16 protein-coding genes are annotated in these 15,417 nt (G+C 34.8%); 12 read left to right on the top strand and 4 right to left on the bottom strand.

What is annotated here, in order from left to right:
* Nucleotides 1-132: 132 nt before the first annotated feature.
* The 12 genes from NFR46_RS06130 (at nt 133) to NFR46_RS06075 (ending at nt 11,026) form a co-directional block, all read left to right on the top strand.
* Nucleotides 133-786: a YveK family protein gene (locus NFR46_RS06130; RefSeq protein ID WP_251575627.1), complete on the top strand. Its 654-nt coding sequence runs from the start codon at nt 133-135 to the stop codon at nt 784-786.
* A gap of 53 nt (nt 787-839) precedes the next feature.
* Nucleotides 840-1,487 carry a sugar transferase gene (locus NFR46_RS06125; protein WP_251575626.1) on the top strand — a complete coding sequence of 216 codons (648 nt, stop codon included), beginning with the start codon at nt 840-842 and terminating at the stop codon, nt 1,485-1,487.
* The gene (locus NFR46_RS06120; RefSeq protein WP_251575624.1) at nt 1,488-2,294 is read left to right on the top strand and encodes a glycosyltransferase; all 807 of its coding nucleotides are present in this window, start codon (nt 1,488-1,490) and stop codon (nt 2,292-2,294) included.
* 22 nt (nt 2,295-2,316) lie between these two features.
* Nucleotides 2,317-3,387: a glycosyltransferase gene (locus tag NFR46_RS06115; protein WP_251575622.1), complete on the top strand. Its 1,071-nt coding sequence runs from the start codon at nt 2,317-2,319 to the stop codon at nt 3,385-3,387.
* Between the two features lies 1 nt (nt 3,388).
* Nucleotides 3,389-4,312, top strand: coding sequence for a glycosyltransferase family 2 protein (locus NFR46_RS06110; protein ID WP_251575620.1), 924 nt, complete (start codon nt 3,389-3,391; stop codon nt 4,310-4,312).
* A 16-nt stretch (nt 4,313-4,328) separates the two neighbouring features.
* Nucleotides 4,329-5,588 (top strand): hypothetical protein, encoded by a 1,260-nt coding sequence (locus tag NFR46_RS06105; protein WP_251575618.1) that lies wholly within the window; start codon nt 4,329-4,331, stop codon nt 5,586-5,588.
* On the top strand, nt 5,572-6,954 hold the full coding sequence (locus tag NFR46_RS06100; protein ID WP_251575616.1) for an MATE family efflux transporter: 1,383 nt from the start codon (nt 5,572-5,574) through the stop codon (nt 6,952-6,954). The genes NFR46_RS06105 and NFR46_RS06100 overlap by 17 nt, the downstream gene beginning before the upstream one ends.
* Nucleotides 6,955-6,956: 2 nt before the next feature.
* Complete coding sequence (locus NFR46_RS06095) at nt 6,957-7,994, top strand: acyltransferase family protein (protein ID WP_251575614.1); 1,038 nt, start codon at nt 6,957-6,959, stop codon at nt 7,992-7,994.
* Nucleotides 7,995-8,193: 199 nt separating this feature from the next.
* Entirely contained in the window at nt 8,194-8,712 is a 519-nt protein-coding gene (locus NFR46_RS06090; protein WP_251575612.1) for a hypothetical protein, read from the top strand.
* Between the two features lie 26 nt (nt 8,713-8,738).
* Nucleotides 8,739-9,320 carry an exosortase family protein XrtG gene (gene xrtG, locus NFR46_RS06085; RefSeq protein WP_277612855.1) on the top strand — a complete coding sequence of 194 codons (582 nt, stop codon included), beginning with the start codon at nt 8,739-8,741 and terminating at the stop codon, nt 9,318-9,320.
* 18 nt (nt 9,321-9,338) lie between these two features.
* Nucleotides 9,339-10,694, top strand: coding sequence for a TIGR03111 family XrtG-associated glycosyltransferase (locus NFR46_RS06080; RefSeq protein ID WP_251575608.1), 1,356 nt, complete (start codon nt 9,339-9,341; stop codon nt 10,692-10,694).
* Nucleotides 10,670-11,026 carry a 6-carboxytetrahydropterin synthase gene (locus NFR46_RS06075; protein ID WP_251575606.1) on the top strand — a complete coding sequence of 119 codons (357 nt, stop codon included), beginning with the start codon at nt 10,670-10,672 and terminating at the stop codon, nt 11,024-11,026. Before NFR46_RS06080 ends, NFR46_RS06075 begins: the two co-directional genes overlap by 25 nt.
* Before the next feature lie 44 nt (nt 11,027-11,070).
* Here the strand turns inward: NFR46_RS06075 and NFR46_RS06070 are convergent, their stop codons facing one another.
* The 4 genes from NFR46_RS06070 to NFR46_RS06055 form a co-directional block, all read right to left on the bottom strand.
* Complete coding sequence (locus tag NFR46_RS06070) at nt 11,071-11,361, bottom strand: hypothetical protein (protein WP_251575603.1); 291 nt, start codon at nt 11,359-11,361, stop codon at nt 11,071-11,073.
* Between the two features lie 52 nt (nt 11,362-11,413).
* Entirely contained in the window at nt 11,414-12,547 is a 1,134-nt protein-coding gene (locus NFR46_RS06065) for a THUMP domain-containing class I SAM-dependent RNA methyltransferase (protein WP_251575602.1), read from the bottom strand.
* A gap of 210 nt (nt 12,548-12,757) precedes the next feature.
* A complete protein-coding gene (gene dapF / locus NFR46_RS06060; RefSeq protein WP_251575599.1) occupies nt 12,758-13,747 on the bottom strand; it encodes a diaminopimelate epimerase in 990 nt (329 codons plus the stop codon).
* A 10-nt stretch (nt 13,748-13,757) separates the two neighbouring features.
* Nucleotides 13,758-15,122, bottom strand: a complete 1,365-nt coding sequence (locus tag NFR46_RS06055; protein ID WP_251575597.1) for an aspartate kinase — start codon at nt 15,120-15,122, stop codon at nt 13,758-13,760.
* Between the last annotated feature and the right edge of the window lie 295 nt (nt 15,123-15,417).

Raw genomic sequence — 15,417 nt, 5'->3', positions numbered from 1 at the left:
GCAGTTCCTTTCGTTATTACCAATTTACAAAGGGCAGGATTTAGTTTATATTTATAGGGTGTCAAATTGATTTTTGATAGTGAGTGATGGGAGCACTATCGCTAACTATCATTAGGCAAAGGAGAAAAAAACGTGAACGAAACGCAGACGGCAAATCAAAAACAATATGACGATGGTAGCATCACATTATGGCAACTTCTGAGAATTATGAAGAGCCATTTTTTCTTGATCTTAATCATGACTGTGTTAGTAGCTGGTGGTGGGTTCGCGGTAGCCAAATATGCTCTTGAACCACAATATACATCAACTGCTCAGATTCTAGTAAATCAAAAAAATGCTACTGCAAATGGACAAGCCTTCAATAATCAGCAAGCTGATGTTCAAATGATTAATACTTATAAAGAATTAATTACTAATCATCAAATTTTGAGTAGTGCGCAAAAGCAATTAGCACAGCCAGAAGATACTGATCAACCTGCTTATCAGTTATCTTATAAAAAGCTGAAAAAGATGGTTAGTGTTAGAACTATCCAAAATGCGCAAGTATTTGAATTGCGAGCAAAAGCACCTAATGCTCAAGAAGCTGCTACAATAGCAAACACGGTTACGGATACTTTCCAAAAGAGAATTAAAAATATTATGGGTTTCAATAATACAAAAGTAACGTCACGTGCTATTGTTCCAACTAAATCATCATTTCCTAATGTATTACTATTTGCATTGGGAGGAGCTCTGCTGGGATTTTTCTTAGGTACTGTAGTTGCTGTCTTTGAGGAAGTTGATTAAATTTCTTCTTATTCAAAATAATTTAATCTAAAGAGGGAGGGGTGAATTTTGCAATGACTAAAGAAAAGCCAAAACTGAGCAACCAGAATATATTTAAATTTCAGCTCTATCGTGATTTAATTAAACGCTTTTTTGACCTCTTATTTAGTGTAATTGCAATTGTTATTTTAGCTATCCCGATGATTATTATCGCTACTCTAATAAAAACATCTTCTCCTAGTGAGCCAGTATTGTTTAAACAGACTCGAATTGGTAAAAATAATATTCCTTTTACTATTTATAAATTTCGAACGATGGTTGGAACAGCTCCGCACCAACTATCAACAGAAGAATTTGCTCATCCAGAAGAATACGTAACTTCACTTGGACAGAAGCTAAGAAGAACTAGCCTAGATGAACTTCCTCAGCTATTTAATGTGGTTAAAGGCGAAATGTCTATTATTGGACCGCGACCATTAATTCCTAATGAAACTATTGTCTTGAAAATGCGAACTGAATTGGGGGCAACTAAAGTTTTACCAGGGATTACCGGACTTGCTCAGATTAATGGTCGAGATGATTTGATTGGATCTAAAAAGGCGCAGATTGATGCTTCATATGCTCGAAATGTAAATATGTTCCTAGACTTAATTATCTTAATACGAACTGTTGTTGATGTAATTAGTGGGCGGGGGATTAATGGAGGGAAGAGTAAAAGTTAAATGAAAACTTCGAACATACAACCCAAAAATAAAATTTCTGTTGCGGTAGTCTTCTATAATCCTACACGAGCCGAGTTACAGCAAACAAAAGATAATATAGAAAAGCTAATGACATTAACTGATTATCAATTCAGCTTTTATCTAATTGATAATGGTTCTCCTACAATAAAAATTGAACAATCAGTTTTTGCTGAGGTTAGCAGTGTAGTTAACTTTATTGAATTAAAGAATAATCAGGGATTTGGTAAGGGACATAATACTGTATTGTCGAGATTAAACTCTCAATATCATTTGGTAATGAACCCGGATATTAAATTAGATGACTTAAAAGGATTTCAAAATGCTGTTGAGTATCTTGACCAGCATGATAATGTAGTATTACTTTCACCGTTAGTGAGAGATGCAAAAACAGGTGAAATTCAGTATTTAAATCGTGAATTACCAACAGTTTTTGATTTATTTATTCGTTTTCTTGGACCAAAAGCTTTTCCTAAGCGTCAGTATCGCTTTACTAAACGCTTTACAGGGTATGATCATATTCAAAATGAAGAGAACGCGACTGGTTCGTTTATGTTACTAAGAACCGAAGCTTTCAAGCAGGTAAAGGGATTCGATCCGCGATTCTTTATGTATTTTGAAGATACTGATTTAACAGTTAGATTGTCAAAAATTGGCCGGGTGGTAATTTTTCCTTCGTTTACCGTTTATCATGGTTGGCGGCGAGTTAACCACTCCTTTAAAGGAATGTTTCCAATGATCCAAAGTATGGTTAAATATTTCAATAAATGGGGCTGGCAATGGTATTGATGATGATTGAAGGTGGTTTAAAATGCGAATTGTTGTGAGCGATTATGCTGCTTCCCCCAAAAGTGGTGGTACCTTTTCAATTTTGGAAGACTTTTATAATGATGTTCTACAAAACGATTCCCAAAATGAATGGATTTTTATTCTAGCCGGAAAGTATTTTCCAACTTCGGCTAATGTTAGAATTATTGTTCGTAAAGATTTGAAGCAAAGTAAAATCAAAAAATTACTTTTTGAGCTTGGCACAGGGAGTAAATTTATTAATCAATACGATCCTGATGTTTTTATTTCCTTGCAAAATATAGCTACATTAGGTGTTCAAAGCAAATTAAAGATCGTTTATTTACATCAGTCAATTCCATTTTATCAGGAGCATCGGTTTAGTTTTTTTAAAAAAGACGAAAGAAAGATTGCTTTATATCAGCGCTTAGTAGGCAAAGTAATAAAGTATACTATCTCGAAGGTAAAGCCCATCACGATTGTTCAGACTAATTGGATGAAGAGGGCAGTGGTTCAGCAGACACAACAAAAGGCATCAAAGATAATAACTGTTAGTCCACGTGTCCCAGTTATTAATGATAATCAGCTTTATAAAAATCAACAAACTGCTTTCTTTTATCCTGCCACTGCTTATCTTTATAAAAATCATCAATTAATATTAGATGCCATTCGAGTATTGAATCATCAAGGGATAAAAAATTTTAAAGTTAGCTTAACTCTAACAAAAACCCAGTTACCAACAGCAAATCAAAATGTTGAATTATTAGGTTTCATTCCTCGTGAAAAAGTATTAAGAATGTACGAGAACCATGTTTTGATTTTCCCTTCATACATTGAGAGCTATGGGTTACCAATGTTAGAAGCAGCTCAGAAAGCTGATCTTATTCTTGCAGCTGATATTGAAGTGACGCATGAAGTATTATCTGGATATTCAAATGTTTATTATTTTGACTATCGAGATCCGGTTGCATTAGCTCGGTTAATGCGGAGAGTAATTGAAGGAAAAGTGAGTTCAGACTTAGGACCAATTCATCTCAGTTACCGTAATGAATCATTACTACAAACAATTAGGCGAATCATAGAGGAGAAAATATAAAGTGGGAATTAATAATGGTAAAAAGGTTACAGTTCTCATGTCAACTTATAATGGTGAGCGGTATCTTAGGCAACAAATTGAAACTATATTAAAGCAACAGGGTATTCAAGTGCAATTGTTAGTTCGAGATGATGGCTCAACAGACCGAACTTTATCAATCTTAAATGAGTATCAAGATAATACACAACTTCATTATTATTCTGGTCCTAATTTAAAAACTGCTCGTAGTTTTATGCAGCTAATATTTGATAGCCCCAAAAGTGATTATTATGCTTTTAGTGATCAAGATGATGTTTGGAATAAAAATAAAATCAACCGGGCAATTTCGTTATTAGAAGAAAATGATCATTCAATTCCAATGCTCTATGCAGGAAATTTCAAAATGACTGATAAAGATTTGAATCCAATCAGTGGAGGACAGCATTTTACGACACAAAAATTCGCTAATGCAATTGTTTACAGTTGTTGTACTGGATGCACAATGGTAATGAATAAAAAGTTACGAGACATTTTACGTATTCATCCTATTCCTAAGCATTTACTAATGCATGATGATTGGATACATAAGGTCTGTCTGGCAATTGGTGGCAAAGTTGTTTTTGATTCAAAACCGATGATGTTCTATCGTCAACACGGAAATAATGTTGATGGTGGAATCCATACTATTAATGACAAAATTCAAAAGGTATGGAATGAAAAACATCAACATTCAAGAATCATGAGTAGCCAGTTAAGTGATTTACTTAAATTATATGGCGAGCAAATGCCAAAGGTAAACAGAGAATTACTACAACATGCTTTGGATTTTGGAAAGGGAAGTCTTGTAGAGCGAATGCGATTGGCTTTTGATCCTACTTATGAGATTCATGAAAATCGTAATTTAAACCACGAGTTTAGGATTTCATTATTGATGAATTATTGGTAAGAAGGAAAGATGATAAATGACAATAAAACGTGCTAGCTGGTTTTCCATTCCTGGACTATCGGTATTATTAATTTTCTTAAATGCCTTAATTCCGATGCCAGTGCTGATTGGGATACAGTTTATAATTCTTATGTATAGTCTTAAACGAATTCGAATTGTATATTCGATCGCAATTACCTTGGCAATCGTGTTTTTCCAATCATACTTTGCTGTAATGATGGGGACGGATACTTTTGTTTTATTTCTTCAACAATTTATTTCGATCTGTATTACAGCGGCATATTGGTTTACCTTTGTCAATGATTCCAATATGTTTGCATATTTGCACTTATATAAACAATTGGCAATATTTACGGCCTTTGTTTCAATATTCCAATACCTTATGAGTCTTATTGGAATATCATCATTAGCAACGATGTCGTGGTTAATTAAAGATCAGGATCGTACTCCGGTAGGACGATCAGCTGCATTTTTGAATGAACCTTCATACTGTGCATTAGTTCTCTTTCCATTGTTCTTTTTTGGTATCTACCAATTTCTGGGACGTTATAGGTCGTTTCAAACCTTTAAATTAAAGCCTTGGGAGCTAATTGTGGTATTTGCTGGATTCCTTTTTACTGGTTCTTCCAGTGGCTTTTTCGGTGTAATTATTTCTATTTTAGTTATTTTACTAGAGTATGGAGCTAGTTATAAACAGTTATTAATTTTACTAATAACTGTTGTGTGCTTAGGAACCGTTTATAACAAAGTTAGTTTTATCCACCAACGGTTGAACGATACGATTGGGTTAGTTATGGGTAAGGGGAGCTTAGGATCCGTTAATTTAAGCACCCAATCTCTAATTGTAAATAAAAACATTGCAGTTGATAGCTTTATTAAGACTCGAGGCTTGGGTGGTGGTATGGGTTCACATCCAATTTCATATGATCACTTTGTTGGCCAATATGGCCCTAATATTGCATTGCAAAATAACTTTGATGCTAATTCCTTAATGTTGAGAATTATTTCTGAATTAGGTATTGTCGGAGTAATTTTATTTATAGGATTACTATACTATTATCGTTTCCGAAAAAATAGTCCAACTACGGTTTATAAAATCGTTAGTCGAATGTGTCTTTGTTACATCATTATGAGACTTTTCCGCTTCGGTCACTATTTTGATTGTGGACTATATATGTTTATTGCTATGTATTACCAATGTTATAGAAATAGTAAGCAAGAGCAAGGTAACTTACTAATCAAGAATGGAAAATTGAAAAATGCAAAAAAAGGTTAAACAAAATTTTATCTTTGCGTTTACTGCTCAAGCAATTTCATTGATTGTTAGTTGCAGTACCAATTTAGTTTTGCCAAAAGTGCTTAGTGTTTCAGAATATAGCTATTGGCAACTTTTTCTTTTTTATTGTACATACGTACCTTGCTTAGCTTTAGGATTAAATGATGGGATCTATCTTCGTTATGGTGGTATGTATCGTCATGAGTTAGACCAAGATGCGGTTAAAAGTCAACTAATTGTTGGGATGATATATCAATTATTATTAGGAATGTTAGTAAATCTAATTTTTATTCTTAATTCGCATTCGACTCAGCGACGAATTTTATTTGGATTAGTATTAAGCTATTACCTTTTTTATACCGGACATAACTTCTTGGGGTTTATTTTTCAAGCTATTAATGAAACCAACATTTATTCGAAGTCAATTATTATAGTTCGGATTATCTTCTTCATTTCTCAGATATTATTAATGATGTTGAATATCCGCAATGTTGACTATTATATTACCTTTTACATTATTTCTATTTGTATTGCTTTTCTTTATTTATTGTGGCTTTTTCGTCCAGAATTAATGACTGGTACATTTTCGTTGAGCAAAGGGATAAATGAGTCCTGGTTAAGTATTCGTGTTGGAATCAGCTTAATGTTTGCTAATATTTGCTCACTTTTAATATTAGGTGTATGTCGGCAAATTATTGATGTTAGATGGGGATTGATTGCTTTTGGTAAAGTTTCATTCTCTTTAACCTTAATGAATTTTGCATTGACTTTTATTACTCAGATCGGCTTAGTTTTATTTCCGGCTTTAAGGAGATTGTCAGCTGATCGATTGACCCAATATTATGATAAGTTAAATCGCGTCTTGTTTTATCTATTACCACTGATGTATGTTGCTTACCTCCCGTTGGGCTTTCTATTGAAAGAATGGTTGCCTAAATATACAGTTAGTATTAATTATTTAGCAACGGTATTACCAATCTGTTATTTTGATTCAAAAATGAATTTAATTGGAAATACTTTCTTTAAGGTTTTAAATAAGCAAGTATTATTATTGAAAATTAATGTTATTACTATTTTTTTAAGCTTATTAATTGGCCTAGTTGCAGCATACATTTTTAGTAGTATGTATGCGGTTATTATTGGTATGGTTATTGCAATTATGTTTCGGAACGTATTAGCGGATTTGCTATTAAGTAAGGAGCTAAGTGTAAATGTACTGCCATTTGAAATTTTAGATATAGTTTTGGCTGTCTTGTTTGTCCTAATCGCAAACAAGATGACTTGGTGGCAAGCAGCAGTAATAATGGTTGTGATTTATTTAGTACGTGTACTAATAATGCGTTTAAAAATATTACGGGAAGTTTAATTATGATAAGTAAGCGAATTTATACAGGATTTGATTTGATTAAGTTAATTGCTGCTATTTGTATTATTGCCATTCATACAAAGGCACCTTTTCTTAATATTATTGGTCGGTTAGGAGTACCATTCTTTGCTATTGTTTCTAGTATATTATTTTTTAACCATTACCAAAGATTGACTAAGTATAAAGAGAGAAAAGACTATTTACTAAAATTTTGTCGACGAATTTTCTTATTATATATTACTTGGCAGGTTATTTATCTGCCAATTGCAGTACGTCAATGGAAAGTAATAATGGTGTCGCTAAAAGGAAATAGTTTTAAGAATATGCTAGTTTATCTTGTCGATTTCTTTTTTCCTGCAGTTTATAATTCAAAAGGAGTCGACCTGACACAAGATGCTAATGGTTGGGGACCGTCATGGTATTTATTAGCATCTATAATTGCTTTGCCGGTTTTGATCGGTTTGTTGAGGCTTTTTAAACAGCGCACGTTACCGGTATTTATTATCTGTGCGATGGTTGAAGTATATATTATACTAGCCGATGAGTTTTCTGATTGGACACATTTGTCTCCAATTATGAATCATACTTTTTTGCGACTACTAATTTATTTCTGCCTAGGATATTTAATCGTTTGTTATCACGAGCTTTTACATTTATGGTCAAAATATTCAGTACAACTATTAGTAGTTTGCTTTTGCCTATTTTTGGTAGAAAGCCTAATAGTCGGACATTTCACTGGGAACTATAATACTGAAGAAATAATTACAACAGTACCAACTGGATTTCTCCTTGCACTGGTAGCAATGAACTATTACCCAAGACTACATTATCCAGTTCAAGTAAGAAATATGAGTACCTTTTTGTATTGTTTCCAAATTTGGCCGATTGTTGTTATGCGAAAAGTATTTGAAACGCGAGGCTGGGAAAGTCAGCATTTAATTTTATTTTTAGTTGTCCTTATAATTAGTTTTGTTTGTTTCTTCCTTTACGAGAAATGCCGTCAACATTTCAAATGGCGCTTTTTGAAGTATATGGTTTAATGAAAAAAGTAACTAATTGATTTACAATATTTTATAAGAGTCTATTTTGTAAGTTCTTTGACTATAAAAGCGATTTTGATAGAATAGCCTGTGAGGGATGGGATTAATTAAGTGATGTTGACTTTAAGCACCATCGTTCACTTTTTATTTTAAAATCAAAAAGTTCCAATTAATAACTTGGAAAAATAGGAGTGCAAAGGTGAAAAAGGCATGTTTAGGACTACTAGTAATGATATTTATTATCTTTTTAAGTTCAAGTATAAAAGCTAGCAGCATTGTAAAAATAGATGGTAATTTTTCAGATTGGAAAGATAAGTCGGTATTTAGTGATCGCAACTTAAAGTATTCGATGGTAACTCAAAATAATAGCACTTATATAATGGTATCAAGTGATGGGAAAATACCATTAAATTATCAGCTTAATTTAGGAAAACGGAATAGCTATACAATTAAATTACAAAAGTTAAATAATAGTGATGGAATTCATAAAATATCCTATATTCTAGATCCTAAAAAGAAAAATCAAAAACTGGGTAAGGGATATTTAAATAAAAATGGAAAGAGACAACAAATTGAGATTGAGATACCATTAGATAAATTTAGTCAAACTAGAAATACTAAGCAAATAAGTTATATTCGATTGACAATCTTAAATAGAAATAGGGATAGTATAGCTAATGGGGATGTTAGTACATTTCCGCAAGCGTTAGGATTTTAATAATTTCATTTAATTTGGTGTATTATATGATAAAGTTTTTAATACTTTTTGTAGTTATAATTTGGCTATATTTATTGACGTTATTAAAGCGATCAAAATTATCAGCATATTATTTTGGATTAGGAAGCATAGGACTTTTTATAATCTTGGCCTCTATTTCTAATATCTATTTTAATCAAGTAATGCCCAGAGTTATTGCTGAAATTTTAAAAAGTATTTCATATATTTTGAAGGAATTTTCGGTCAACATTTCTCAAAACTCAATTTTAATAAATTTTGGAAGTAATAATTATGCCGAATTATTTATTAATTACGAATGTTCTGGCACATTAGAGACAATTGCCTTTATAAGTATGTTATCTTTTTTCCCGATATATAAAGACAGAGAAAAGATAGTAATTGGTTGTTTGGGGGTTCTTTGGATATTAGTTGCGAATATAGTTCGACTATTGATGACAATTGCTATTTTAAATTATTTTGGGATTAATGCATTGTTCATTGCCCATTCAATAATTGGAAGAGTTATTTTTTATGTGGTAGTTATATTATTGTATTATCAAGTGTTTACTAGGCCACAAATTATTCGTGGGTGGTCTGCAAAACTTTGAGAAGGGAGAATGAAATAAGTGTTTTTATCCGGAATCATCATTGAATTTGGCTTTTGGATCTCTTGGCTCTTACTTCCTTTGATTTATGAATTTCTTCCAGCGTTGTATGGCTTTATTACGTTAGGAATAGCAGGAAGAAAATTAAAAGGTATGAAAAAATTAAATTACTTGCCAAGAATATCGTTAATAATTCCGGTATATAATTCTGAGAGTACTATTTATAACTGCATTCGTTCAGTCGCTGATTCTACTTATCCTGATCACCTAATTAGTATCATTGTGGCAAATAATCAAAGTACAGATCAGAGCTTTAGTGAATATCGCCGAGCTCATTTTAGATTTCAGAACCTATTTATGCAGTGGATAGATACTACTAAAGGCAAAGCGCGAGCACTAAATTCCGCAATCTATCGCTCAAATGGTGAATATATTATTCACATAGACAGTGATGGACAACTGCAAAAAGATGCATTAATGAATATCGTTAAAGCATTTGAAAATGATCCTGAACTTGATGCACAGACTGGCACAATTCTCACTCAAAAGAACTCAATCAAGGAAACTAGGAGTCCATTATTAAAGTTCCTAAGAGAAAATGAATACTTTGAATATGCTCAGTCCTTTCTAGCTGGTCGTGCAATTGAGTCTCAAGAAAATCACTTGTTTACAATGTCAGGTGCCTTTTCAGCTTTTCGCCGAGAAAAGCTTCTTCAAACAAAGCTGTATAATATTCAAACCGTTGGTGAAGATATTGATATGACTTTTCAAATTCGTTATCAACTTAAGGGAAAAGTTACATTATGTCCTGAGGCAATTTTCTATGTTGAACCACTTGATAATTTAGGTAAATTATATACTCAAAGGCAACGATGGCAACGTGGTGAACTAGAAGCAATTCACTATTATATGAATAAAAAACAATTGAGTCTAAAAAACGTATTTAAGAACTTTATCGTTCGCCGTTTAATTATGGATCATACTATTTTATTTTTGCGGATTATCTGGATAGCAGTATTCCTTGTTTTAATTCCGTTTGGGTATTCTCTTAGATTAATTCTGATATCTTTTGTAATTTTGTATCTGCTCTATGTCTTTATTTGTTTACTAAATTTTATTGATATTCAATATTATTTACGCTTTTTCCCGGGGGAACGTCATTATTATATATCAAAGTTTTATATACTATTAACGCTACCGTTATATTACATGTTGTGTAGCACTATTCAATTCATTGGGATCATTAATTCAATGACTGAACCTGCCGCCTGGAAAGTTGAATCCTTCAGCGCTGAAATGAAAGAAATAAAGAAAATGTTTAGAAAAGATTTAAGGAGAATTTTCAGAATAAAATGGAAAACGAAACATACAGATTAACTTTTTTTCTCAATGCAACCCATATGGTAGTTATAGATGGTAAAAGTTCATCAATTCACCCTCATACGTTTGAAATTAACTGTTTTATTAAAAGCAAAAAAATTATTGCATTTGAAATAATGGAGGATAATATCAATCAAATCCTTAATCAGCTCAATAATCAATACTTAAACGGGCTTGAAGCATTTCAAAATATCATACCAACACTAGAAAATCTAACTAGGCTTTTATATAGAGCGATGAGGGCTAATCTGAAATCGGTTAGTTGTAGGTTAGTAAAACTTGAAGTATCCGAATCACCGGTAAGAACTTTTATGATTGAAGCAAAATAAAACTCTTAGAATTTAAGCTGTAATAAATTCTAAGAGTTTTATTTTTATTGATTATCTTTATTGAAAGATTGACGATATTCTTCTCGGGTTAATTGTTGAGAATTGGAATTAGCCGTTGGGCTTGTATACGGATTCGCTGTCTCGTTCATTGACTGAGTGTCTTTAAGGCCGTTAACGATCTTGAGGGTGTTAGCTGCAGTTTGATAACTCCTTTCAAGTGACTCTTTAACACGCTGATCAACGTTACTTTCCTTATTTAATTGATCTAACTGGGATTTAGAAATAGCCATAATTTTTCTTGATGAATTAATGATTGCTTGTAAATCTACGTCCATAATATATTCTCCTGCTGTATTTGATTTGTTAAGTTACTCTAAAAATGTAGCATTACCGCTTTTTCTTTCCCCAATACTGGAAAAGATCAGTTCTTAATGCACCGTTATAAAGTTTACGCTTCTTGGTTGCTGGTGCACCATAGTATTTTTCAAACTCCAAGTCTGCCGTTAGGATATACTTACTCCAGGTGGTCATTGGTCGATAAATCTTTCCCATTTGGCGATAAAGCTCATGTACGGTTTCTTTATCACTTAGTCGTTCACCATAAGGAGGGTTGGCAACAATAACACCATTGATTTTATCGGTATGCCAATCCTTAACTGCTAACTGTTTGAAAGTGATGTCGTGGGTTAGCCCGGCTGCTCGACAGTTCTCTTGGGCAATATCAATCATATTTTGATCAATATCATAACCATGGATATCCAGTTCAACATCATAATCTGCCTTACTATCTGCCTCATCACGAACATCATCGGCTAAGCCGTCTGGCACCAAATTGGTCCATTGTTCACAAACAAAGGAACGATTGATTCCTGGAGCAATGTTATGACCATATAGAGCTGCTTCGATTGGAATAGTTCCCGAACCACATACTGGATCGACAAATGGATTATCGGGGAACCAGTGAGCAAGTATTACCAGGGCAGCTGCCATATTTTCCTTTAATGGTGCACCACCCTTTGCTTTTCGATAGCCACGCTTAAATAGACTGTCACCAGTAGTATCAAGCGTTAGCATTACATGATCCTTATTAATAGCTACTTCTAGTGGGTAGAGAGCACCGGTTTCCGGAAGACGTGTTCGCCGGTGATAAACATCACTCAATCGACGAACAATTGCTTTCTTAACGATTGCTTGAACTGAGGGAACATTATGTAATTGTGAATGGTGACTTTTACCCTCTACTGGGAATTGGGCATCAACAGGTAATAGGTTTTCCCAAGGTAAAGCTTCAGTTCGATCAAAAAGCTCTTCGAATGTTTTGGCTTCAAATTCACCGACAATAATTTTGACCCGGTCCGCTGTCCGTAACCAAATATTTGTATTTAAGACATCTTTAATTGTCCCGATGTAACGTACCCGACCATTTTCTACTCGAGTATCGTAACCGAGGTTTCGTAATTCTTTACCAACCAGCGCTTCAATTCCAGAAGCAGCAGTGGCCATTAGTTGATATTCTTGCAAAGTAAGAACTCCTTAAAATTATTCTCAACTTTAATTATATTTAATTTAAAAGCAAAAAGAAACCAAATAAGTCTAATCAAAAAAGAGACGTGACCAAACATCACGTCTCTTTTTTCTAGAACTGTAAAATTACTGGATCCCAGAACTTTTTATAACATCTATATTATAGTTTCTAAATAGGGGGATCGCAATCCTAAAATGGATAATTATTTAAAATGTTGGTTTATCAAGGTTATTAATGAAGTTTAAATAATCTTCTTGTTCGCCAGTGGTGGTTACCTTAGAGTTTTGATCTGTAACTGTCGCATTATGCAAGAAATCTTCAGCAACTTCAATCCGGTGAGTGAAAGTTGCATTACCAATTAGCTCAATCCAGTAACGGTGGTTTCCATGATGAAGAATTGTTCGTACCATCCCTCCTGGGTTAAACACGGTAATCGGCTTACCAAAACTGGCTAATTCGGGATGGATGAGAGCAAAAGCTAAAGAAGTAGCCGACATTCCAGTTCCACATGCATTTGTAAAGCCCACACCACGCTCATAAGTCTTTACAAAAATCTTATTTGGTCCAAGAATGTGGCCAAAATTAACGTTCACGCCATCTGAGAAGTATGGATTTTCACCATTAAGCCATTCACCCAGAGGTCCTAGTTCCTTAAAGCCATCTTCATCCACAAAAGAGATCAAGTGGGGGTTAGGAACGGCAATGCCCGAGAAGTGGTAGCCAGGGAGAAGTTCTGGAACAGGGGTATTTAATAAACGGTCATGACCTAAGTGATCATAAGGTAAAGCTTCTTTATTAAACCGAACGGGAGAAATTTCGACAGCAAATGCAGGCACTCCCGGAGCTAAGTCGGGCTGCTTCCGGACCCTTAGGCTGGCATCCATCGTATCAACCTTAAAATCATCGTTACTGTCACGCTCAGCGACGTAACGGGCAACTGTTCGCAACCCATTACCGCACATTGATGCTTCGCTGCCGTCAGCGTTAATTACCCTCATCTGTGCCGTTGCTCCTTCACGGACGGGATTGTTAACTACCAAGACACCATCAGCTCCACCCAGCAGGCCATGTTCCTTGCTGGTAATTTGTCGACCAAGGGCGACTAATTCATCATCAGTTAATTCCTGTTGGAGTTTTGTTTGGTCCAAAATAAAGAAGCAATTTTGAGAGCCATGAACTTTTAGTAATTCGGTCATAATAATCCTCCTAGTTAACGAAAAAGCGGTGGTAGATTGCACGAACCGCGGCATCTGCATCCTGGTTATAAGTGCCGATCATGATTGCAATCCGAGAAGCCCCTTGGTTAATCATTGGCACTGCAATATGCTTTTCCGCAAGGGAATTCAGAATATCATTAATCACACCAGTTCGGTTGCGCATCCCTTCACCGACAACCATTGTAATCGCATAATTATCAATCCATTCTAGTCGATCAGGATTAATTTCTTCCTGGATCTCGTTACAAATAATATCAACTAGTTCGTCATCAAGTTCTTTCTTATCAAAAATGATTGTAATATCATCAATTCCTGATGGCATGTGTTCATATGAAACATCGTGACGCGCTAAAATTTTGAGGATTCGCAAAGTAAACCCAGATTCTTTGTTAAGCAAGTACTTATGCAAGTATAAGGCTGCAAAGTGCTTTCCACTGACGACCCCCGTAATAATATCCGTTGGTTGGAAAGAATGATCAGGAACGATTAGTGTTCCCGGCTTTTCAGGGTCACCAGTATTTTTAACATTAATCGGTACATTTCCCTGAATTGCTGGAATTAGGGCCTCGTCATGAAAGACTGAGAAGCCAGCATATGAGAGTTCTCGCATTTCACGATAAGTCATTTTAGCGATCGGCTGAGGATCTTCTACCACATTCGGGTTAGCAGAGTAGATTGCGTCGACGTCGGTAAAATTCTCATACATTCCGGCGTTTAGTCCCCGTGCTAAGATCGCTCCGGTAATATCAGAACCGCCCCGCGAAAAGGTTGCAATGTGACCAGCAAGGGTAATCCCGTAAAAGCCAGGAAAAACAATAATGTTATGCTTGCTAAACGAAAAGTTAGCCAATCGCGCATAGGTCTCCGGAATTACAGTGGCATTATTTGGCGTTCCAGCAACCTTTAAACCCACTTCTTCAGGAGTAATGAAACGGGCGGGATGACCAAGTCGGTTAAGAACTAATGACATTAATTCAGCATTTAGTCGTTCACCGTGAGCCTTAAAGGCGGCAAGCAGGTAATTATCATTAGGATAGTCACCATTAGGTAAATTAGCGAGACGATCGGCTAGTGGTTGCATTTGCCCACTTGGAAGATCAAAATAATCTGCGATCGCTTGATAACGCCCCAAAATAGCTTTACGGATAACCATCGCTTCCTGATCGTCGTTCTTAATAATTGCGTGTGCATATTTAATCAGGAGATCAGTTACCTTGATATCATCAGCGTTCCTTTTTCCTGGGGCAGAAGTAACCACTATTCGCCGCTCAGGATCACTTGTAATAATTTTAATTGCGTGTTCATAACTCGCCCCATCAGCCAATGAACTACCGCCAAATTTAACTACTTTCATTCTCAATTCTCCTTCTTGCATGAGAATCTCACACAAACTTTTTAATCGAATTTTAACATTGATTGATAAATATGCAAGAGAAAAATAGAGTGCTTCGTCCCAAAGAGTTTCTGGAAAGCTAACGATTTCTTCGACGAACGTCGTCTTACCGTCGGAGTCGGAGGTCGTTAGTTCTAAGGAACTCGGGCGAAGCATATTTTGACACAGTTGTATTAGAATCAAGTTAGCAAGTCTCTGACGAACCGATCTTGATCATGTATCAGTAGAAGAAGCTTTGGCGAGTAGGAATTTAGCC

Origin of the sequence: Limosilactobacillus agrestimuris (assembly GCF_943193105.1) — a bacterium.
GTDB lineage: Bacteria > Bacillota > Bacilli > Lactobacillales > Lactobacillaceae > Limosilactobacillus > Limosilactobacillus agrestimuris.
Note: the sequence above shows the minus strand (reverse complement) of the source record. Positions and strands in the feature narration are given on the sequence as shown.